The following is an 18936-nucleotide window of genomic DNA, read 5'->3' on the forward strand; positions in this document are numbered from 1 at the left end:
GGGCGCTCAGGCCGGCTCGGTCGCCAGCGCCCCGGCGATCTCGCCGGGCAGCGCCGCGAGCCGGGCCTCCAGCCGCGTCATGGCGGCCTCCTGGCCCGTCAGCGCGTCCGCCATGCGCCGGAGCGCGTCGGCGAGGTCGCCCCCGTCGCCCGGCGGCTCCTCGGCGGCGGCGAGCAGGATCCGCTCCAGCATCGCGGTATGCGCCGCGAGGGTCTCGTTCATCTGCGCCACGCCGCGGACGAGCGCGTCCTGGCGCTCCTCCATCCGGGCGAGGCGGTCGTCGTCGCGGCTCGTGGTCGTCCGCATCCCCTGTCCTCTTCCATTCCCGTGCCGGATGCACGGACCGCACTGGTGGGTGCCTTGGTCTGTGCAGCTTGTTTCCTCCAACGGACGGTGAACACCCGCTCCACGACGCGCGTCACTCAACTCCACGCGGTTGAATCACCGGAACGTCGCAGACCGCTGCTGCGGCACGGGGATGGCGGGCGATGAAGCGCGACGCCGAACTGCGCCGGATCGCCGAAGTGGCCCGCGGCGGCGCCGGGCGCTCACCGCTCTACCGCTGGCTCCGGGGGCGCCACGACGCCTTCGCCGAACTGCTGGACGAGACGCGGCCGAGCTGGGGCTCGCTCACCGACGGCTTCAACGACCTCGGCCTCGCGGGCCCGGGCGGACGCGCGCTCACCCCCGAGACCGTCCGGCACACCTGGTGGCGCGTGCGGCGGGACGTGGCGGCGGCCCGAGCCAGGCGGGAAGCGGCCGCGCCGCCTCCGCCGGTCGTGCCCGTCACCCGGCCGGCACCGACACCCCCCTCCCCTGCCCCGCCGCCGGCCTCTGCGCCGGGCGGGGCGGAGACGGCCCTCGCAAGGCTGAGGGCCGAGATGGACCAACGCAGCGGAAGGAAGAGAGATGGCTAAGGGCAACGGACACGCGCTGGCGGCGGGCGACCCCGGCGCGCAGGTGGTCCTCGCGGTCGGCCTCGGGCGCGGCTTCGGGGGCAAGTCCACCGGCCTCGCCGAGCTCGTCTGGCGGGCGCGCAACGCCGGCCGCGAGGTGATCGTGGCGGACGGCGATCCGCGGAGCCGGACGCTCGCCGGCATGTTCGAGGGGGCGACCTACCCGCCGACGGAGGAGCTGCCGGACGTGAAGGCCTGGCTGACGGGCGTCCTGAACCGGATGGTGCGGGAGCGCCGGTCGGCCGTGCTCGACCTCGGCGGCGGCGACAGGGTGCTCCAGGAGTACGGGCGCGACCTCCGCCTGGTAGAATTCTGCGCGCGGCGGGGCATCCAGCCGCTGGCGCTCTACTTCCTCGGCCCAGAGGAGGAGGACCTGCGGCACGTCCTCTCCATCTGGGACGCTCGCTACTTCCGGCCGGAGCGGGCGCTGCTCGTGCTGAACGAGGGGGTCATCCGCGAGGGCCGGACGGTCGCCGGCGCCTTCGAGCGCACGCACCAGCACCCCGACTTCGAGCGGATGGTGGCCGAGGGCGCCGTCCCCGTGCTGATGCAGCGCCTCGCCTGCATGGACCTGCTCCGCCAGCGCGGCTTGGGCCTCTACGCCGCGGCGGCGGGGGACGGCGACGCCCCGCTCGACCCGGTCGAGCAGTTCATGGTCGAGGACTGGCTCGCCGACCTCGAGAAGCGGCGGACTGACCTCGGCGCGGCCGGATGGCTGCCGTGACGGAGGCCCCCTCCCCTGCCCCGGTCGCCGCGACGGCGCAGGACGTGCGGGGATGGTGCGACCTCGCCGGCATGCGCGCCGACAGCCCGCTGCGCGCGGCACTGCTGGCCACCGTCGAGGCGGCGTCCACGGCGCGGGAGGCGGCCGACGGCGTGCGGCGCCTCACGCCCGAGGGCGAGGCCGCCCTGGTCAAGCGGGTGGCGGAGGCCGCGGCGGCAGGGGCGGAGCGCGAGGTGGAACGGCTTGCGCGGCGCGTGGAGCTGCGCACCGTGGTCGCCCTAGCGGCTAGCGGCATCGTTCTACTTTGTAGCGGCTACGCGCTAGGGCGATGGGACGCGGGCGGGATGGGCGCGGCGCGCGGCGGCGTCAGCTTCCTCGCTCAAGTGGCGGAGCTGAACGATGCGGCGGCGCTTCGCCGGCACTGCGAACGGACCGCCTACGAGCAGGGCGGCCGGCGTGCCTGCTCCCTTCCTTCTGTCTGGATCGGGGCACATAGCCCATAGATCTCTCCATATAGGAGCTAGCAGCGACCTGCTACACTCGCCCGCTGGTTGTCAGCATGGCATCCATCCCCGGTAATCGCCGGTTGTGGCAAGCCAGTAGCTCCTATCTCGTAGCACATACCTGCTACGTGACGTCCTAAGCCCCGGGACGTCGAGTTCCTTGAATGCGGGCTGCTCAGGGGCTATCTCTGGCCGCGCAGGGAGCCCTGCGTGCGACTCGTCCGGCCGCGTGTCTGGCGAGCGCCGTGGCCACCCGGAGGCCGAAAGCCCCGGTTGCCGGCCACACCTCCCTGCCCCGAGGGCCGCCCCGCAAGGGCGGCTCTCTCGCGTTCAGGGCATCTGGATCCCGAACCGCTCCCGCAGGCCGGCCGCGTTCGCCTCGGCGCCGACGATCCACTTCCGCGAGTAGGCCACGGCGTCGGCGAGCTGGAGCAGCCGGGAGGTGGCCGAATCCAGCTTGGTGACGCGGTTGACCCCGCGGAACCGGCCGTCCTCTCGCCTGGCGCGCGCGATCTCCGCGTCGAAGGCGGGATGGTCGTTGTGGTGGTTCACGTCCGTGACGACATCCACGTTGCCGATAGTCTCGCGGCCCAGCACGTCGCGCTTGAACCGGGCCAGGCCGGCCTTGACGGTTTCCACGACGGCTGCGGCGTAGAGCACCGGCGCGGGGCCGCCCCGCGCAGTGGCCCTCTGGTTGACCAGCACGATCTTGTCGCGCGGCGCCTCTGCCCAGAAGCGCTGCAGCAGCCCCTGGAGGTAGCCGTCGTCGAGCCGTGAGGCGTGGATCTCGCCGGCTCCGGTTTCGAGGAGGTCGCTGAGGCAATTGTCCACCCGAGGGGCGTCGCGGGCGAGCACGACGACGGCGCCGAGGTAGAGGGGGCCCGTGCCGGCCGTGCCGTACTCGTCGAGGAAGACGAGGACCTTCTTGTTGAGCCGCCCCGCCAATCCCGCAGCGCCTACCTGCTAGCTTCTAACCTCTAAGCCTTAGGCGCTTCGGCGGAGCTGAGGACGACGGGCGCAGCCGCTCGGGCACCGGGGCAGGGGAGGGCATGAGGACCACGGTCTCCTCGTCCACGCGCACCTCCGCCTCGGGGTAGGCGGCGAGGGCGAGCGCCAGCGCCTCGCGCGCGTGGGCCCGGAACTGCCGCTGGAGCGCGAAGCCGGAGCCGAACTGCCGGTAGAGGGCCGGCCAGGGGACGCGGGTCGGCTTCGTGAGGTGGTGCAGCCGGTAGGCGAGCCAGATGTAAAGGTCGATCGCCATGCTGCGGCCGGCGAGCGCCCGTATGGCGGCCTCGCGGACGGGCAGGGGGTGCCGGATGAGGCTCTCGTAGAACACCTCGTCGAGGACGACCGTCTCCCGCCAGAGGGAGAGCTGCGCGCCGCCCGCGTCCCGCCCGGGCAGGATCGCCTCCCGGACGAAGCCGCCGTTCATCACGGCCTCGCCGCCCTCGCCGATGCGGTAGAAGGTCAGGCGGCAGAGGGAAAGGCGCCGGCTCTGCTCCCGGACCGCCTCATAGCCCTTTCCGCCGCTGTTCAGGCCCATCGCCTTGAGCCAGCTATGCATGGACCGGCCGAGCTCGACCTCGCGGGAGCGGGTCTTGATGGCCTCCGTCTGCAGGTAGAGGAGGATCAGCCGGGCCACGTAGCCGAACGGGACGCCGACGGACGTGCCGTCGTGGGTCTTGCCGCTCTCGATGCGGAGCCGCACGTCGGCGCCGTCGCGGACCCATTCGGTGGCCTCGATCCGCTTGTGGGGCAGGGCGGTCATCGCGAAGCCGGCGTGGACGAAGCCGGGCGCGCCGTCCTCGTCGGTGAGCACGAGGTGCATCGCCTCGACGCAGCGGCGATCGAGCGCTGTCTGGGCGAGGCCCAGGGCCTGCTGGATGCCGAGGGCCTCGAACCGGCCGCGGAGGCGCCCTTCAAGAGCCTCTTCAGCGCCGATGGACATGGGCCAGGCTGTGTCGATGGAGTCGCGCATCACGAGCTAACCTGCACATCCGGGGCAGGTGCCGCAATTCGTACCCTACCGACGCCGTCTGCCGGCCCCGATCCATGCCCAGCAGCCGTTCGTACCCTGCCGACGGCCCTAGGAGAGTTATTTGAATCCCTATTTGGATGCGTAACCAGGGTACGGGGGACGACTCCGGTTTGCGTCAGTCGGGTACGAATCGGCGTCACCCCGGTACGAATCGCCTGTGGATAACTCGCCGGGCCGCCCTGCACAGCCGGGCGTCACCAGGGTACGAATCGGCCCGGGGGGCGGAAGCCGCGCGAATTGGCGGTCTGCTGGGCCAGGGCAGGGGAGAGGCGGCCCCGATTCGTACTCCACTGACGCCCCGTCCGTAGCTGCTAGCTGCTTCCACGCCGCCGGGGCGCCGGCGTGGCGCGCAGGTCGTCCGGGTGAACGTCGAAGCCGGCGGCCGCCAGTGCCCGGCACACGAGGACCTTCTGCGTCGTTCCCTCGGCACGCGCCCGGTCGGCGAGCTGATCGCCGAGGGCACGACGGACGCGGATGTTCACCTGCACCAGCTCCTCCTCCGGCGCCGGGGCAGGGGAGGGGGGGCGCGGCGAGAGGGCCGCCGGCGGGAGCCCCGCCTGCTGGGCGACGGTGTTGGCGGCCGCCAGCGCGTCCCGCGCCGACGGCCTCGCGATGGCGGGCTTCAGCCCCTTGCTCGGCATCGTGGGTCTCGTGCTCCGTCGTATCTGCTAGCTGGTAGCGGCTATGCGCGTGCTCGGGCCGCGCGCGGCTTCGGCGGCAGCCAGCCGAGCTTGCGCAGCTCCGCAACGAGCGCGGCGATCTCCTGGCCGGCATCGCCGCCCGAGGGGATCCGGCCGGAGAAGGTCATCTCGGCGAAGGCCACCCGGTCGCCGACGCCGGCGGCGGTGCGGGGCAGGGCGGCCGCGTCCAGCTCGGCCACCGCGTGTCGCGAGACCGCCGTGGCCTGCTTGAGGCGGGAAGGGACCACCCGGGCGGGGATGGCGCGCCGCGCAGCCCGCGCGGCGCCGTCGACCAGCTCCAGGGTCTTGGCGGCCTGCTCGACGTCGGCGCGGCTGGGGGTGCAGGGCACGATGACGGCGTCGGCCGCAGCCATGGCGAGGAGGGCGGCGCGGTTGCCGAAGCCCGCCGTGTCCACCAGCACCAGGTCGGCCTGCGGCGAGAGCTCGTCGATCGCGGCGGCGAGGCGGGCCTCGTCGGCCTCGGCGCGGACCGCCACGGCGGGCCCCTCGTAGGCCTGCTCGGCCCAGGAGGCGTAGGCGCGATTCGGGTCGGCGTCCACGACGGCGACGCGCAGCCCCTCGGCCGCGAGCGTGCCGGCCAGCGCCATCACGATCGTTGTCTTGCCGGCGCCGCCCTTGGTGGACGCCACGGTCAGGATCATCGAAGCGCCCCCAGCCCCCTTGTGTCGAGTTCTACGCTAGCACGCACCACCTAGCAGCTACAATCTTCATGTGCTTCAGCGTAGCTGCTAGCAGGGAAGGGGAGAGCGTCCGCCATTCCACCCCGCGCCCTTGAAGCTCATGGCAGCCATAGCACTTCGTGCTATACATGGTTGATGAGAGTCTTCGCCGCCCCGCAGGTCGCGCGCTTGTTCCGAAAGGGGCGCCTACGCGGCGCTCTGCGCCGTCGCGCGGGAGATGGTGGCGGGCCGGCTCGGCGCGGGCGAGGCGGACCTCGGGGACGGGCTCTGGAAGAAGCGCCTGGCGCGGCCGGGCGGGGGCAAGAGCGGCGGCTTCCGCGCGGTCGTGGCCTGCCGGCGGCGGCGGCGGCTTTCGTCGGCGCGACGGACGCGCAGCTCGGCGCGCTGCTGGAAGCGGACGACGTGCGGGTGGTGAGGTACGATGGCGACGAAGGTTAAGGCCCCCGCGACAGCGCGGGAGGCGACGAAGCGGGCCGCGACGCGGGCGCAGGGCAAGGTAGCCACGGCGAAGAGGGCGCCGACGCAGCCCCGCGTGACGACGGAGGACGAGTTCCTTGCCACAGCGCACGCGCTCGGCGCCGCGCTGAACCGAGTGGGCGCGCTGGACGCGGCGACGGTGCGCGACCTCGACGCGCTCTGCCTGCCGCTGCGGCCCCAGTACGGCGGCGCGGATGTACGGCGGATCCGGGCGGCGGCGCGGATGAGCCAGCCGGTGTTCGCGCGGCTGCTCGGTGTGGACAAGTCCGCGGTGGCGCAGTGGGAGCGGGGCGCGAAGCGGCCGTCCGGCCCCGCTGCGCGGCTGCTGGAGGTGCTCGACTCGGACCGAGCCGAGGAGAGCCCCGTCGTGCGGTTGCGGCGCGCGATGACGCCGCCAACCTGAGCGACACGACCTCCTCAGGCGATCGGGCTCGCGGCGCGTTGGTAGTCGCGCCCATACCCCAACAGGAGTGTTGTCGGCGGGCGAGTTAGACCCTCGCCGGGGCGAACTTTATGCAGATCCAACGCTGCATCGGCAGAGTCCAGCATCTGCGGAAAAATGCTGTGATGAGGCCGCAAGCTGCAGCGATGCCTCCCCCACAGTAACTCCCATTTCATAGCGTCCCGGTCAGCGGGTGCCCCTCGAAGAGATCGCCGAACTCGAGATACTCGCCGAGCGTGTCGAAGCGCTTGTGGCGGCCTAGCCGGCGCAGCTGGGCGGGATGGGCACCGCGGCTCATCCCGGTGGTCAGCGCGCCGCGCTTGAGGCTGTGCCCCCCGAAGGCCCGCGGCTCGAAGCCCGCCGCCGCCGCGCGCGCCTGGACGATGTCGCCGACCGACTGCAGCGACAGCGGCTGTGTGCCAACCCGCGGCGGGGAGGGGGGCTCGCCCGGGCGCGCCTTCGGCGGCGTCCAGATGCGCCGGAACAGTGGCCCGGCCTCGACCCCGGCAGCGGCGCGCCAGGCGCGGATCGCCCGAACCGGGCAGAGCTCGGTGGTGCCGTAGGGCAGGGGGACCCGCACTGCCTCGGCCTGCGATCCCTTCGTCTGCGGCAGCTCGAGGACGAGGCCGCGCTCGGTTGGCGCGAGGCGCTCGACGGTGATCGCGGCGATCTCGGCGCGGCGCAGCGCGCCGGCAAAGCCGACGATCAGCAGGGCACGGTCGCGCAGGCCGCGGAGGTCGTCCGGGATCGGCGCCAGCAGCTGGCGGAGGATCGCGTCGGTCGCGGCGGCGACCTTGCGGGGCGTCTCGCCGGCCGCGGCGGCGGCGCGGCGGATACCGGCGAGCGTCTCGGCGACGCGCGGGTCGTCGGTCGGCGGCGCCAGGCCGGCGGCGCGGTGGAGGTAGCGGAGTGCCGCGCGGCGCAGCGTCAGCGTCGGCGCGGCGAGCCCCCGGGCGCGCTCGCCGGCGAGGAAGGCGGCCACGTCGCCGGGTGCGGCCGGCAGCGCCGGGCGGCCGTGGGTTGCGCACCAGGCGCACCAGGCGCGCACCGCGGCGCGGTAGGCGCTCCGGGTGTTGTGGGCGGTGGCGAGCCGCCGGAACGCCTCGGCGGCGGCGTGGTCGCCCGCGAGGCTGCCGTCGGAGGTGGGCGCGGTGGCTTCGGCGGCAGCGTCGAACCAGCGGGCGACCGCGCCGGGCGGGGCGCCGAGCGGGGCAGGGGGGGTGTCCGGGAGGAGGAGCTCGCCGTCGGCGGCGGTGTCGGGCTGGTCCAGGGCGGCTCTCCGGGCGGCGTCAGCGGCGCGCGTGGCGCGAGGCTAGCGCAACAACCCTAGTACACACAAGCCGCCTTATGGGTGGTAGGGGGCGCCAGAGCGGGCAGGGGAGGGGGGTCGGACGGGTTATCGGGGTTGTTTTACTTGTTTAGATGATTGGCGTAAGTAGCATGTGTAACCTTCTGAAAAGGCAGCGCACGCCCGGTGACCCGTCCGCTCGACAGCCTGATCCGGTCCGCGCCGCCCGGCGTCGCCGACGTCGAGACGGTGGCGGCGCTGGCGCGCGCCGCCGCGGCGATCGCGCGGCTCGACGGGGCGAGCGCCGGCCACCCGCTGCTCCCCGCGCTCCTCCACCGCGCCCGGCTCGACGCCGTCCGCGGCATGGCCGCCGTCGACGGCTACCTCATCGACCCCTGGCACCTCGCCGCCCTCGTCGAGGGCCTGCGGCCGCGGCGCTACGATGGCGCCCAAAGCCTCGCCGAGGCGGGCGACGCCTTCGAGGCCGGGCGCGCCGCCCTCGCCCTCCACCGCTGGCTCGTCGCGCCGGAGTTCGACGACGAAGGCGAGATCCGCGCCGCGACCGCCGTGCTGCGCGAGGGCCCGGCGACCGGCGTGGCGCTCCTCGACGCGGCCGCCGGCGCCTGGCGCTGGCTCGAGCGCGGCGGCGCCCGGTCACCGCTCCGCGCCGCCCTCGTGCGGCACTGGGTGCGGACCGGCACCACCCGCGCGCCGCTGCCGCTGACCGGCGCGGCGGCGCTGCGGGCCGACGTCGCGCGCGGCTGGACGGCGGCCTTCCTCGACGCGCTCGCCGGCGAGGCGGCCGACACGCTGCAGACCCTGCTCGACCTCGAGCGCGCCTGGTTCGCCGCGCGCCGCGCGCTCGCCGGGCGCCGGCGGCACTCCCGCGCGCCGGCCGCGGTGGATCTGCTGGCGGCGGCGCCGCTGCTCTCAGCGACGACGCTGGCCGCGGCGCTGGGCATCTCGATCAAGAGCGCGCTCGAGATTCTGGACGCGCTGGTCCGCGACGGCGCCGCGGTCGAGGTTACCGGCCGCGCCGCGCGGCGGCTGTTCGGGCTGCGCGGCCTCGCCCCGCTGGCCGCCGCGGTTGCGCCACCGCGCCGGCCGGAGCCCGGACGTGGCCGCGGCCGGCCCCGCATGCTGCCGGTCGAGGTGGAGACGCCCCCGCCGCCGCCGGCGATGCTCCCCCTCACCCCAGTCGAGCGGCAGGCCTACGACTACAGCGACCTGACCGGCGCCATGGATGAACTTGACGCGGTCCTCCGACGGGCGCGGCGCGTCCTGGAGAACAGGGCGGGACAAGGTGCGAGCGCAGCGCTCCTACCAGCAACATCAGCGCGGGTCGAACACCTCGAAGACGGAGAGGGCTTGGTGCATAACGAGAGCTCCATTGAGCCAGATTTCTGGAGCGCGTCCGACTAGTGATCCCGCTTTCCACTCTCGCCGACATACGGGTCCTTGCCGAGACAGAGGAACTCGAGTGCAAGCTCGCCGCCGGACGTGACGGATCAGGCCAGTTGCCGGCCGACCTCTGGCCCACTTACAGCGCTTTCGCGAATACCCGCGGGGGGATCATCCTGCTCGGCCTGCGGGAGACGCCGCGCGGCTTCGAACTGGCGGGGCTGGCAAATCCGGAGAAGCTCCGGTCGGACCTCTTCAACACACTCAACAATCCGCAGAAGGTGAGCGCCAACCTTCTCGACGCGGAGCGTGTCCGCATCCTCACCATCGAGGGGCGGCGCCTGCTGGCGATCGACGTGCCACCGGCCGGCCGCAAGCACCGCCCGGTGCACATCAATGGCAACCCGCTGACCGGCACCTATCGGCGTCTGGATGAAGGCGACCGGCTCTGCGACGGCGACACAGTCCGCCGCATGCTCGCCGAGCAGGTAGAGGACTCTCGCGACAACCGGACCCTGCGCGGCTTCGGGATCTCGGACCTGAGTCCCGAAAGTGTGCTGGCCTATCGGCAGGTTATGCGCGACCGCACGCCGAACCATCCCTTTCTCGACGTCGATGATGCGGAGTTCCTGCGCCGCATCGGTGCGCTCCGGCGCGATCGCGAGACCGGGGCGGAGGGCCTGACGGTGGCGGGCCTGCTGATGTTCGGCACCGCCGAGAACATCCGCGATGAGTTTCCGAACTACCATCTGGACTACCAAGAACGCCCGAGGGCACAGGTCGAAGGGCGCTGGGTGGACCGCGTCACGCTTGACGGCACCTGGTCGGGCAACCTTTTCGACTTCTATCGGCGCGTCTACCGCAAGCTCGTGGCCGAGCTGAAGGTCCCCTTTGCGCTGCGCGACGGGCAGCGTCAGGACGAAACGCCCGTGCACGAGGCGCTCCGCGAGGCATTCGTGAACACCCTTGTCCATGCCGACTACACAGGCCGCACTTCAGTGCTAGTGGTGAAGCGGCCGGACATGTTCGGCTTCCGCAATCCCGGCCGCATGCGGGTGCCTGTCGCCCAGGCGATTGCCGGCGGCGAGAGCGACGGCCGCAATCGCACGCTCCAGAGCATGTTCCTGCTGATCGGTGCCGGCGAGCGGGCCGGGTCCGGTGTGCCGAAAATCCACAAGGGCTGGAAGGACCAGCACTGGGCGCCGCCCTCGCTCTACGATCTCGACACGCCCTCGGAGCAGACCCGGCTCGAGTTGCGCATGAGCGATTTGATCCCCCCCGAGGCCACGGAGCAGCTCAGGGCGCAGTTCGGCGGGCAGCTGGACGCCCTATCTGCCGACCAGCGCCTAGTACTCGCCACGGCGGCGACCGAGCAGGTCGTGACCCATGCGCGGATGCTGTCGATCTGCAGCCTCCATCCGGTCGACTTGTCCCGGGTGCTTCAGGGATTGGTAGCGGACGGCTTCCTTGAGCAGACCGGGCGTACAAAGGCGGCCGTCTACCGGCTTCCGGGCACGGCCCTGCCCAGCCCGGACGCGGTGTTCGGCACGCCCGGTCCAACGACCGAGCGTTCGGAATCCGGGATCAAAGGCCCGGAGCTCGGAGCGCAAGGTTCGGAGCTACCTGCCCAAGGTTCGGACCTCATCTCCGAACCTTCTACTGGGAGTTATGGTCGCAAAGTCGACGGGCTCGCCCACCCGTTGATCGATTCGCTCGACGGGCTCGATCCAGATCTTCGCCGCGATCTCGAAACGATTGCTGCTCAGGTAAAGGGGCGTGGCAAGGTCGCTCCGGCAACCAGCCGAGCGATTATCTCCGAACTGTGCCAGGAGCGTTTCCTCACTATCCGGGTGCTGTCCTCTCTGTTGAGCCGTGACGAGGACTACCTACGCCAGCGCATCCTGAATCCGATGGTGCAGGACAGGGTACTTGAAAGGGCATTTCCACAAGCACCGAACGACCCTCGACAAGCCTACATAGCCACGGGCACTGCCACCGGGCCAAGCTGCCACAAGGAACAATCCTGACCGGCTTAGCGCAACTGCTCGGACGCCCGTCGTCTGCAGCTTCCTCACGCGCGACAGCCGGAGAGCGCCAACTCGAGCGCGCTGGACCACCACGACCGCGGACGCTACCTACGCCTGCCTCGCCGGCGAGGTAGCCTGAGCCAAGCCTTGTTGCCAGCGCTGGCTTTGTTCACCAGGATGTCCACCTCGGCACCACTCGACCCGACCGCGCCGGATCCAGAAATGGCAGCCGCAGCCGTCGCGGCGGTGAACGGACGGGCTCACGCTTGGCCGGCCGAGCCAGTCGCGCATGACCGTCCAGCGCGGTCGTCGCGAGGGGTTCAGCGACAGCTTGATCTCGGCCCCGCATCCGCCGGGACATTGCATACACGCCCACTTCAGGTGCTCGCCGTCGCGCACCACGATGAGGTCGTCACGGCTGACCGACGCCGGATCAGGATGCGTGCTTTGTTCGCGCGCTAGGAAGTCGAAGGACAGCAGGCCCAGCCTGCGGCAGAGGTGCGCAATTGTCCGGCGCATCAGCCCACCATACCAAGGAAGGGGTCGACGTCCCCACGGCCCCAGGCTTGGCCCGTGTCGCAAACCGGACAACCCGGCCGAGAGCGCACCGCCAGGAAGCGGTCGTCGCGCATGTGGAAGCGCCGGTAGCGCGTTGGGATCATGCCCCCGGCCCCGTGAAAGCCCGTCAGCATCGCCACCAGCTCGTTCACGGCGACGCTGGCCATCTCGGTCGTGAAGGTGACGACCGCCGGCGCCGGATCGCCGGAGCCGAGCACGTACGCCTCCGCCTTTCTCCGCGCGAACTCCTCGGGGTCGGCGCGCTCCAGGGCCTCCTCGGCGGCGCGCCTGGGGTTGATGAAGCCCCCGCAAAGAAGGCAGGGGTGGCCCGGCATAAGGGTCGTCACCCGGCCGTTCAGGTCGTGCCCACCGTCGGGTCGCCGGACCATGCGGAGGCCGACGTCGATGACTGGGATGCCGTAGTGGTAGGTAAAGCGATTGAGGAACGCGCGGCCGGAATGGTCGTCCGTGCAGCTGAAGACAGCGTCGCACGAGCGCAGGTCGTCACGGAGGCCGGCGTCGTTCACCCAGGCGCGCCTGGTGCGCACCTCGACGCCGAGCCCAGCGAGGCCGATCTCGCGTTCCAGGACATCGACCTTCGGCAGGCGGGCCTCCGCGTCGGACCGCCGCGAGCCGTGAACCCGATTCAGGTTGGTGACCTCGGTCACGTCCCGGTCCACCAGTAGCAGGTGACCCACGCCGAGGCGCGCGAGGAGCATGGCGGTGGGGCTCCCGGTGCCGCCGGCGCCGACAACCGCGATCTTGAGGGAGCGCACGAGCTCGTTGAAGTGCGCGCCGAATAGGCGCGCCTGCCGGTCGAGATGCTCGGCATTGCCGCGTCGCGCGGACGTCGCGGTCCAGCGCGAGAGCCGCCCGTCGACCGCCTGGACCCAAGTCGCGTCCCGCGTCGAGCCGTCCGGCATCCAGAGCCGCGCCACGACGGAGCCGTCACCACCGAGGACGATGCTGGCCAGCCCACGCAGCCGCTTGTTGCGGGCGGTTCGCGCGAGCTCCGCCTCGTTCGCGTTGTCCTGGTCGGAGAAGAACGCCCGGCCGTTCGGGTGTGTGTGCACGATGGCCGGGACCAGGTCGCGCGCCAATGCGTCCGACAGCAGGCGCATGTAGCCCGCTGTCCCCCAGGTGACGTGGCGCGCCGAAGCGCTCACCCGATCGGCCTCGGGTATCTCGCGGTGTTCGTGCGAGACGAGCCGCAGCCGCGCCTCGCCCGTCCAGGGGTCGGCGGCGACGGTGGCGTGCCCGAGCAGCAGATAGGCGGCAGCCTCCACGCCCTTGCCGTCGAGGAGGGTCCGGAGCCGCGCCCAGTGCGGCTCCAGGACCGTCACGTCGAGCATCGCCAAGGTCACTTCGAAACCTCGAGCGCATGCCGGATCCGGGCGACCATCGTGCGCAGCCCGTCAATGCCCGGGCGCCACTCCTGCGAATGCCGCGACCAGCGCTGCCAGCGCCGTCCGGCAAAGACATGCTCGACGTCGGCGTTGAGCGGGCTTCGGCCGTCGGGGAAGCAAATCCAGGGGGCGGCGTAGAACATGTCAGGACAGGCGTCCGGATACCCTGGGGGCAGCAGGACGAGGATATCGGCCCGCTCGCGGTTGTAGCGGCCCGCGGGCAGGGGAAACTCCCTCAGCACCACGCCCGGCTGACCGGCCTCACCGACGAGCTCGTAGGCGATGCCGTTGTCGGCGAGGAACGTCACGTCGGACGCGGGCAGGGCCGAGCGACCCTCCGTCGTGTCCTTGATGACGGTCAGGAAGCGCTCGATGCCCGACGCGTCCAGCCGAACCACGCTGTCGTCCAGCACCTTCACATCCTGGCCGCCACGGACCTCCAGGTAGAGGTCATAGCCCGACTGGACATCGGCGAGGCGCCGAAGGACGATGCCGGAGATAACGGGCTTGCCCCAGCTGAGATGCCTGCCGTCGATCTCGAACTTGAAGTCGCGGTCCGTCCGAAACATGACGAAGCGCTCCGCGCCGCGGCCCCGCAGGTCGAAGGCCTCGTGGAGGCGGACGTCCTCGAAGTCGCCACCCGGCAGGATGGCGAACAGGCTGAACTCCTCGACCGGCGCAGCCCCGGCGGCGGCGAGAATCTGACGCCCCAGCGGCTTGGGATCGTCGACCTGGAAGTCGCGGAAATCCAGCCTCTCGTCCGCGACCTCGATACGATAGTGTTCAGGGCGAGCCGCGCCCTCCTTGTGTGCTTCCACCTCAGTCGTCCCCTTGCCCCTCGGCACGATGCGTCGGGGCTCACCATGCCAATCGCCGGCGCCCGGCCCGGCCGGTAATGGGACCCGGAACTTTTTTTCAGGGGCTCGGGTCAGGCAGGGGACCGCAGTGAAAGAAGGACGGGCAACCCGGGCACCAAGGGCTCGGCTTTCGCCCGAACTCGCCGGCGCGGATCGCGGCGACCGCGTGCGCGACGGCGGCACGTCCCTTGGCGAGGCCCTTCTCGTCGCGAAGCAACGGGGTCACAGCCGGGTCAGCGAGGTGCACTAGCTCCACCGTGCAGCCTGGGTGAGCGGCGGCCGCGGCGATGTGGAACGCGACCGCCGAAAGCTTACTGGCGGCGGACGCCCTGCTGTGCCCGGTTCGGATCCGCCGGAGTACCAGGGCGCCTGGTCGCTCTTCGGCGACCTCATCCGGCCGCACGACGATCTCGCCGCCCTCAACCTCGAACCTCAACTCGGTGGCGGGCAGGCGGGCCCGGCCGCGCCGGAAGCCGACAAGATGGGCTAGCAGGCCAGAAGCTACGGCCAGATAGTCCGTGGAGTAGCCATGGTCGTGCGGGCCATGCTCTGCCCAAGCGGCCTCGAGGCGCGCCTGAAGATCGTCGGGTGTCGGGTCGAGGCGGTGGTCGGCACCGAGCCAGGACACCACGTCCTGCACAGCAGCGTGCATCTGGCGGAACGCGGCCTCGGCTTGGCGGCCGCCCGTGCGGAGCACGACGGTGTAGAAGAAGCGCCGCGGGCAGGTGTCGTAGAGGTCAAGATCCGATGGCCAGAACCTCGACGGCACAGCGATGCTCGGCGGAAGAGTGGCGACAGCGGGCGGCGGCGGCAACGCCAGAGCGGGGATGACCTCCTTCGCGGCCACCGCGTTCCCCAGTCGGTCAAGGAATGGCGACCGCGACCGCTTAACGCCATTTGCCTTGCGAAGCGGCGAGTAGAGGATGAGACGGTCCCGCGCGCGGGACAGCGCGACGAAGAAAAGGCATTCCTGCTCCTCGTCGTGCCCCTCGCGCATGGCCTCCTCGCCGGTGGCCTCGGTGCCCTCGATCATGCCGTCCGGCGGCAGGCACCCGTCGACCCTGAACCGCTTCGGGATCGTGTCAGCGCTGAGCCCGGGCAGATGCACGACTGGAAATTCCAGCCCCTTGCTGCCGTGGATGGTCATGATCCGGACGGCGTCGATGCCAGCCGCTGCGGCCGGGAGGCGGCGCAGCTCGCGGTCCTCGGAGAGCAGCAGGAGCCGGCGGATGCGGCTCAAGAATCGCTGGGCCGGCAGGCCACGCCCGGAAGGCTGGGCACGGGCGAAATGCAGCAGCTGCCAGACGGCGATTCCCCGGATCTGATCCACAGTCTCTGTCGAGACCGCCAGGTCCGCCGCGATGCGGGTGTGGTCGAGCACGAGGCCGGCCAACACATTCCATGGGTTGGCGTCGGGCTTCAACCCGGAGAAGGCGGCCGACAGTCGCTCCAGGCCCTGGCGTCCTTCGGCCGACAGGCCGGAGATCGTAGCGCCGATGTCTCGCCAAGCCAGAGCAGCCGCTCCGGTCTCAACCAGATGAGCGATGACGGCGGCAACGTCCCCGAGCGGCATTCGAAAGGCCGGCATGGCTGCGGTTCGCAGGAGGCCCGCGGCGCGCCGGTCGGTCAGAAGCGACAGTAGGCAGAGCAGGTCCTTCACCTCAGCCCGCTCGAACAGCTTCCCCAGGTGGAGCACGGGCACGCCGAGCGACTCCAGGGCCGCCCCGATCTCGGCAATCCGCTCGTTGCTGGTGCACAGCACCGCTTGGCCGCCGTAAGGAACCCCAGCCGCGTGCAACTCGCGGATCGCCTCTGTGACGACCAGCGTCTCGCCGTCCTTGTGCGGCGCTCCGCGAAACTCCACCGGATGCCCGGAGCGGCCGCGGAACGCCTCGAATGACACCTCCCCGGCCGGGGCTGCCTTCATGCCGTCGGACGCGAAGCGCGCAAAGGTGTCCACAATCTCGCTACGCGATCGGTAGTTCACTCGAAGGCGCTTGCGCTGGCCGCCCGGGAAATCTGCCGCCCCGAACCGCGCGACATTGAACGAGGACGCTCCTCGGAAACGGTAGATGGACTGGCGCACGTCGCCCACGGCCCACAAGTTCGCTCCCTTCCCCGCCAAGAGCTTCAGCAGCCGCACGCTGGCTCTATTCACGTCCTGGAACTCGTCCACCAAGACGTGCCGGTAGGTCTCCCGCAGTGCCGCTAGCGCGTCGGGATTTTGTTCGAGGAGGCGGACCGGCCGCGCCACAAGATCCCCGAAGTCGAGGCAGTTCCTCTCGCGCTTCAGCGTCTCATAGGCTCGGAAAACCACGCCGACTTCTGCGCATCGGCGGGCCGCGTTGCGCTTCTCCTCGGTTGTCGCAGAGGCCAGCATGGCAGCTGCGAGCTCGGCGTATTGCTCGGCGTCCACAACCTCGTCGTTCGCCCGCGAGATGGCATCGAGGATGGTGTCGATGTGCCCGGACGGATCGTAGAGGTCCCGGTAGATACTGAGATTCAGCCGCGGGAAGATGTCCTCCAGCAGCTCGATGGCCTCGACGCGATCCAGCAATCGCGGGTTCGGAGGTAACCCCTCGCGCTCATGAAACCGGTGCAGAAGGTCGAGGCCGAAGGAATGGAAAGTCCCCACCCAGACGCTCGACGCCGCCTCAGGGCAGCGGGCCGCGATGCGCTCCGCAAGTTCGGCCGCCGCCGCGTTGGAGAATGTCAGGACGAGGATGCTCGCCGGGTCTGCGCCGCCCTCGATGAGCCACGCCACCCTTGCGACGAGGGTGCGGGTCTTTCCCGTCCCCGGGCCAGCCTCGAGCAGCAGCGGTGAGCCCGCGTGCGTCGCGGCGTCCAGCTGCTCCGCGTTCAGGGGCGGCTCAGGCGTAGCAGCCACCGCACCCCGAGGTGGCGGGAGGAGGAGGGAGTCCAGCAACTGCAGCGCGACGACGTTCCAGGGCAAGCGGTGCCGGGCCGCGATGGCCCTTGCCGGCATGCCCTCCCGCAAGTGCAGGTCGCGCGCGACCTCGCGCGGGAGCAGGAGCTCCCGCGCAAACAGGTCCATCATTACCTCTCGGCGCTGCCGCCGTCCGTAGTCCGAGACTGCGTCGGGGCCGGAGGGTGGCGGCTCGGAGCCCCGCGTCGGGTCGACCTCGGATGCTACGTGGCGACCTGCGCCGTCCTCGAGCACGACATGCCCAAGTTCATGAGCGACGAGAAACGCCTCCTCGAACGGGTCCGCGCAAGCCTTGTGGAGGATAAGGCGCGTGTCCGGGTCAAAGGTGGCTTCGCCCCCATGAAGCAGCGGATTGCCGGCCTTCACCCTGCGCACGGCCAGATGCTCGCGGCTCGCCGCGGCCTTGGTGAGATCGTACGGACCTAAGCCTTCAGGTGCCCCTGCGGTGACCGCGCGATGCAGGCGCTCTCCGGCCTGCCTTGCCAGCTCCAGCCCGTCCACCGTCAGTCGACGTCGGACAGGAGGTCAGCGCGCTCTGCCTGCGTGAGGTCGAGGTCGTCCAGGAAGTCCGGAAAGGACTTCCGCGGCTGGACGGTTGGCTTGCGCCAGGACGAGTGCGCGGCCCTCGCGGGGAGTACTGGGGAAAGCGCCAAGTACGCCAGCATGTCTGCAGGGCGGACCAATGCGGCCTTGGATACGCGACGTACGAGGCGACGCGGAAGGGATTCCGGCACGAGGCATCGGTCGCGGATTGCCACCAGCACTTCCAATGGCAAAGCGGAGGCGCGCGCCAGCTCCGCTGTTCCCCGCAGCCGAAGCGCCTCTGCAAACGCCTCGGGGGAGGCGTCGCGAGCAGCGTCTGGCGAACAGTGGAGCAGTTTGCTGAGCGCCGTATCGACGACCCCTTCACCCAACTCCTCGTCCTCTCCAGGGCCGAACTCCTCCTCAAGCACCATCTCGTACAGGAGATCGAGTAGCTCATCCTGGAGGTGGGGGTACCGCCTGAGGTACCGCGCGAGCGTCTCCTTGTCGTGCAGCTTCTCCGCTGCGAAAGCGAGGATGATCTCCTCGTCCGAGGGCTCGCTCATCTAGCCAGCTCCAGCCCAAGAAGGCGTTGAAGGTCGCGGTGAATCCGATCACGCCGGTTTCTGACAGTCTGTTCTCCACAGCCGATTAGTCGGGCGACCGTAGTCACGTTCGGATCCTTCGAATGGATCGGAATGTCCCTGCTGAGAAGCATGAGCAGCCGCCTGTCCTCGTCTGGCAGGAGTTGAATCGCCGCCAGGAGCTTGCGGCGGTAATCCCGGCGCTCGATTTTTTCCTCGGTACCGGGAACGTGGCGCAAGAGCGCATCCTCGACGTCCGAAGAGGGCTCTGCTGCCTTAGGGTCGTCCGACAGCGGTGCCAGCCGGTTTCGCTGCCGACCGACGGACCTTCTCGCCGTCGCCCTGAGCGTCTTTAGGGCCGCGTCGAAGGTCGCCTCGTAGATGTCGAGTCTGTCGTCGTAACCTTGGCGGTCGAGGCACAGCATCTCGGTCAACCGGTCGATGGCAAACTCGCGCACAGCCAAGTCGACGGACGACAACCCCTTGGCGTCTGAACCAAGCAGCGACCGCTCAGGGACGGGGAAAGCCCGTGCGACACGCCTCGTGAAGATACGGAAGAGGCGCTCCAGGTGAGCCTGATCGTTGTCCCGGCCGGCCCGCCGCAGCAGATGCAAAATGCATTCTGAAGGAACGTAATCGTCGCTCCGCCTGTCATTCAGACCACAAACGGCCAAAACCCGCTCTCGCGACATACCCAGTAGTCGCGCGATCGCTGCCTCGACTTCGGGCGGCCGAGTGTACGGCGTGCCGTCGCCTTTCGCCTTGCGGAGTGGTGCCACCACAAACCGGTCCCCCCAACAAGCGACAAATACGGAATTCCTTTCG

Annotated in this window: 18 protein-coding genes and 1 pseudogene; 7 read left to right on the top strand and 12 right to left on the bottom strand. The window is 70.6% G+C overall.

Annotated elements, in window-relative coordinates; all coding sequences use genetic code 11:
* Positions 1–6: 6 nt before the first annotated feature.
* Positions 7–306, bottom strand: coding sequence for a hypothetical protein (locus tag ACK8OX_RS14860; protein ID WP_430664947.1), 300 nt, complete (start codon positions 304–306; stop codon positions 7–9).
* Positions 307–488: 182 nt separating this feature from the next.
* Here ACK8OX_RS14860 and ACK8OX_RS14865 point away from each other — a divergent pair, with 182 nt between their 5' ends.
* The 3 genes from ACK8OX_RS14865 to ACK8OX_RS14875 are packed head-to-tail and all read left to right on the top strand — an operon-like array spanning position 489 to position 2183.
* A complete protein-coding gene (locus tag ACK8OX_RS14865) occupies positions 489–917 on the top strand; it encodes a hypothetical protein (protein WP_430664949.1) in 429 nt (142 codons plus the stop codon).
* Positions 910–1680: a hypothetical protein gene (locus tag ACK8OX_RS14870; RefSeq protein ID WP_430664950.1), complete on the top strand. Its 771-nt coding sequence runs from the start codon at positions 910–912 to the stop codon at positions 1678–1680. Before ACK8OX_RS14865 ends, ACK8OX_RS14870 begins: the two co-directional genes overlap by 8 nt.
* Positions 1677–2183: a hypothetical protein gene (locus tag ACK8OX_RS14875; RefSeq protein ID WP_430664951.1), complete on the top strand. Its 507-nt coding sequence runs from the start codon at positions 1677–1679 to the stop codon at positions 2181–2183. The genes ACK8OX_RS14870 and ACK8OX_RS14875 overlap by 4 nt, the downstream gene beginning before the upstream one ends.
* A 330-nt stretch (positions 2184–2513) precedes the next feature.
* Here ACK8OX_RS14875 and ACK8OX_RS14880 read toward each other — a convergent pair whose 3' ends face one another.
* From ACK8OX_RS14880 to ACK8OX_RS14895, 4 genes are all read right to left on the bottom strand, one after another.
* Positions 2514–3128 (bottom strand): DUF3800 domain-containing protein, encoded by a 615-nt coding sequence (locus ACK8OX_RS14880; protein ID WP_430664952.1) that lies wholly within the window; start codon positions 3126–3128, stop codon positions 2514–2516.
* 25 nt (positions 3129–3153) lie between these two features.
* Positions 3154–4161, bottom strand: a complete 1008-nt coding sequence (locus ACK8OX_RS14885) for a replication protein RepA (RefSeq protein ID WP_430664954.1) — start codon at positions 4159–4161, stop codon at positions 3154–3156.
* Positions 4162–4532: 371 nt separating this feature from the next.
* Positions 4533–4862, bottom strand: coding sequence for a hypothetical protein (locus ACK8OX_RS14890; protein ID WP_430664955.1), 330 nt, complete (start codon positions 4860–4862; stop codon positions 4533–4535).
* 41 nt (positions 4863–4903) lie between these two features.
* A complete protein-coding gene (locus tag ACK8OX_RS14895) occupies positions 4904–5563 on the bottom strand; it encodes an AAA family ATPase (protein WP_430664956.1) in 660 nt (219 codons plus the stop codon).
* A 241-nt stretch (positions 5564–5804) separates the two neighbouring features.
* Between ACK8OX_RS14895 and ACK8OX_RS14900 the strand changes: the two are divergent.
* Positions 5805–6017: pseudogene (locus ACK8OX_RS14900) on the top strand (type II toxin-antitoxin system RelE/ParE family toxin); the annotation flags it as partial.
* A gap of 6 nt (positions 6018–6023) precedes the next feature.
* A complete protein-coding gene (locus ACK8OX_RS14905) occupies positions 6024–6482 on the top strand; it encodes a helix-turn-helix domain-containing protein (RefSeq protein WP_430664957.1) in 459 nt (152 codons plus the stop codon).
* Positions 6483–6693: 211 nt separating this feature from the next.
* Here ACK8OX_RS14905 and ACK8OX_RS14910 read toward each other — a convergent pair whose 3' ends face one another.
* The gene (locus ACK8OX_RS14910) at positions 6694–7791 is read right to left on the bottom strand and encodes a site-specific integrase (protein WP_430664981.1); all 1098 of its coding nucleotides are present in this window, start codon (positions 7789–7791) and stop codon (positions 6694–6696) included.
* A gap of 204 nt (positions 7792–7995) precedes the next feature.
* On the opposite strand from ACK8OX_RS14910, the gene ACK8OX_RS14915 reads away from it, so the two are divergent.
* Together ACK8OX_RS14915 and ACK8OX_RS14920 are read left to right on the top strand one after the other, a co-directional pair.
* Complete coding sequence (locus ACK8OX_RS14915) at positions 7996–9231, top strand: hypothetical protein (protein WP_430664958.1); 1236 nt, start codon at positions 7996–7998, stop codon at positions 9229–9231.
* Entirely contained in the window at positions 9231–11237 is a 2007-nt protein-coding gene (locus tag ACK8OX_RS14920; RefSeq protein ID WP_430664960.1) for an RNA-binding domain-containing protein, read from the top strand. The genes ACK8OX_RS14915 and ACK8OX_RS14920 overlap by 1 nt, the downstream gene beginning before the upstream one ends.
* 108 nt (positions 11238–11345) lie before the next feature.
* Here ACK8OX_RS14920 and ACK8OX_RS14925 read toward each other — a convergent pair whose 3' ends face one another.
* The 6 genes from ACK8OX_RS14925 to ACK8OX_RS14950 form a co-directional block, all read right to left on the bottom strand.
* Positions 11346–11756, bottom strand: coding sequence for a DUF6527 family protein (locus ACK8OX_RS14925; RefSeq protein WP_430664961.1), 411 nt, complete (start codon positions 11754–11756; stop codon positions 11346–11348).
* Positions 11756–13147 (bottom strand): ThiF family adenylyltransferase, encoded by a 1392-nt coding sequence (locus ACK8OX_RS14930; RefSeq protein ID WP_430664963.1) that lies wholly within the window; start codon positions 13145–13147, stop codon positions 11756–11758. The genes ACK8OX_RS14925 and ACK8OX_RS14930 overlap by 1 nt, the downstream gene beginning before the upstream one ends.
* Before the next feature lie 8 nt (positions 13148–13155).
* A complete protein-coding gene (locus ACK8OX_RS14935) occupies positions 13156–14019 on the bottom strand; it encodes a multiubiquitin domain-containing protein (protein ID WP_430664964.1) in 864 nt (287 codons plus the stop codon).
* Positions 14020–14116: 97 nt separating this feature from the next.
* Complete coding sequence (locus ACK8OX_RS14940) at positions 14117–17506, bottom strand: UvrD-helicase domain-containing protein (RefSeq protein ID WP_430664965.1); 3390 nt, start codon at positions 17504–17506, stop codon at positions 14117–14119.
* A gap of 2 nt (positions 17507–17508) precedes the next feature.
* On the bottom strand, positions 17509–18093 hold the full coding sequence (locus tag ACK8OX_RS14945; RefSeq protein ID WP_430664966.1) for a hypothetical protein: 585 nt from the start codon (positions 18091–18093) through the stop codon (positions 17509–17511).
* Positions 18090–18890, bottom strand: coding sequence for a hypothetical protein (locus ACK8OX_RS14950; RefSeq protein WP_430664967.1), 801 nt, complete (start codon positions 18888–18890; stop codon positions 18090–18092). Before ACK8OX_RS14950 ends, ACK8OX_RS14945 begins: the two co-directional genes overlap by 4 nt.
* Between the last annotated feature and the right edge of the window lie 46 nt (positions 18891–18936).

Source organism: Falsiroseomonas sp. CW058 (assembly GCF_050563535.1).
Lineage (GTDB): Bacteria > Pseudomonadota > Alphaproteobacteria > Acetobacterales > Acetobacteraceae > Falsiroseomonas.

Excerpts from the sequence above, each read along its gene's own strand:
- ACK8OX_RS14860 (WP_430664947.1), bottom strand. The coding sequence starts at position 306 with ATGCGGACGACCACGAGCCGCGACGACGACCGCCTCGCCCGGATGGAG.
- ACK8OX_RS14865 (WP_430664949.1), top strand. The coding sequence starts at position 489 with ATGAAGCGCGACGCCGAACTGCGCCGGATCGCCGAAGTGGCCCGCGGC.
- ACK8OX_RS14870 (WP_430664950.1), top strand. The coding sequence starts at position 910 with ATGGCTAAGGGCAACGGACACGCGCTGGCGGCGGGCGACCCCGGCGCG.
- ACK8OX_RS14885 (WP_430664954.1), bottom strand. The coding sequence starts at position 4,161 with ATGCGCGACTCCATCGACACAGCCTGGCCCATGTCCATCGGCGCTGAA.
- ACK8OX_RS14890 (WP_430664955.1), bottom strand. The coding sequence starts at position 4,862 with ATGCCGAGCAAGGGGCTGAAGCCCGCCATCGCGAGGCCGTCGGCGCGG.
- ACK8OX_RS14895 (WP_430664956.1), bottom strand. The coding sequence starts at position 5,563 with ATGATCCTGACCGTGGCGTCCACCAAGGGCGGCGCCGGCAAGACAACG.
- ACK8OX_RS14905 (WP_430664957.1), top strand. The coding sequence starts at position 6,024 with ATGGCGACGAAGGTTAAGGCCCCCGCGACAGCGCGGGAGGCGACGAAG.
- ACK8OX_RS14925 (WP_430664961.1), bottom strand. The coding sequence starts at position 11,756 with ATGCGCCGGACAATTGCGCACCTCTGCCGCAGGCTGGGCCTGCTGTCC.
- ACK8OX_RS14930 (WP_430664963.1), bottom strand. The coding sequence starts at position 13,147 with ATGCTCGACGTGACGGTCCTGGAGCCGCACTGGGCGCGGCTCCGGACC.
- ACK8OX_RS14945 (WP_430664966.1), bottom strand. The coding sequence starts at position 18,093 with ATGAGCGAGCCCTCGGACGAGGAGATCATCCTCGCTTTCGCAGCGGAG.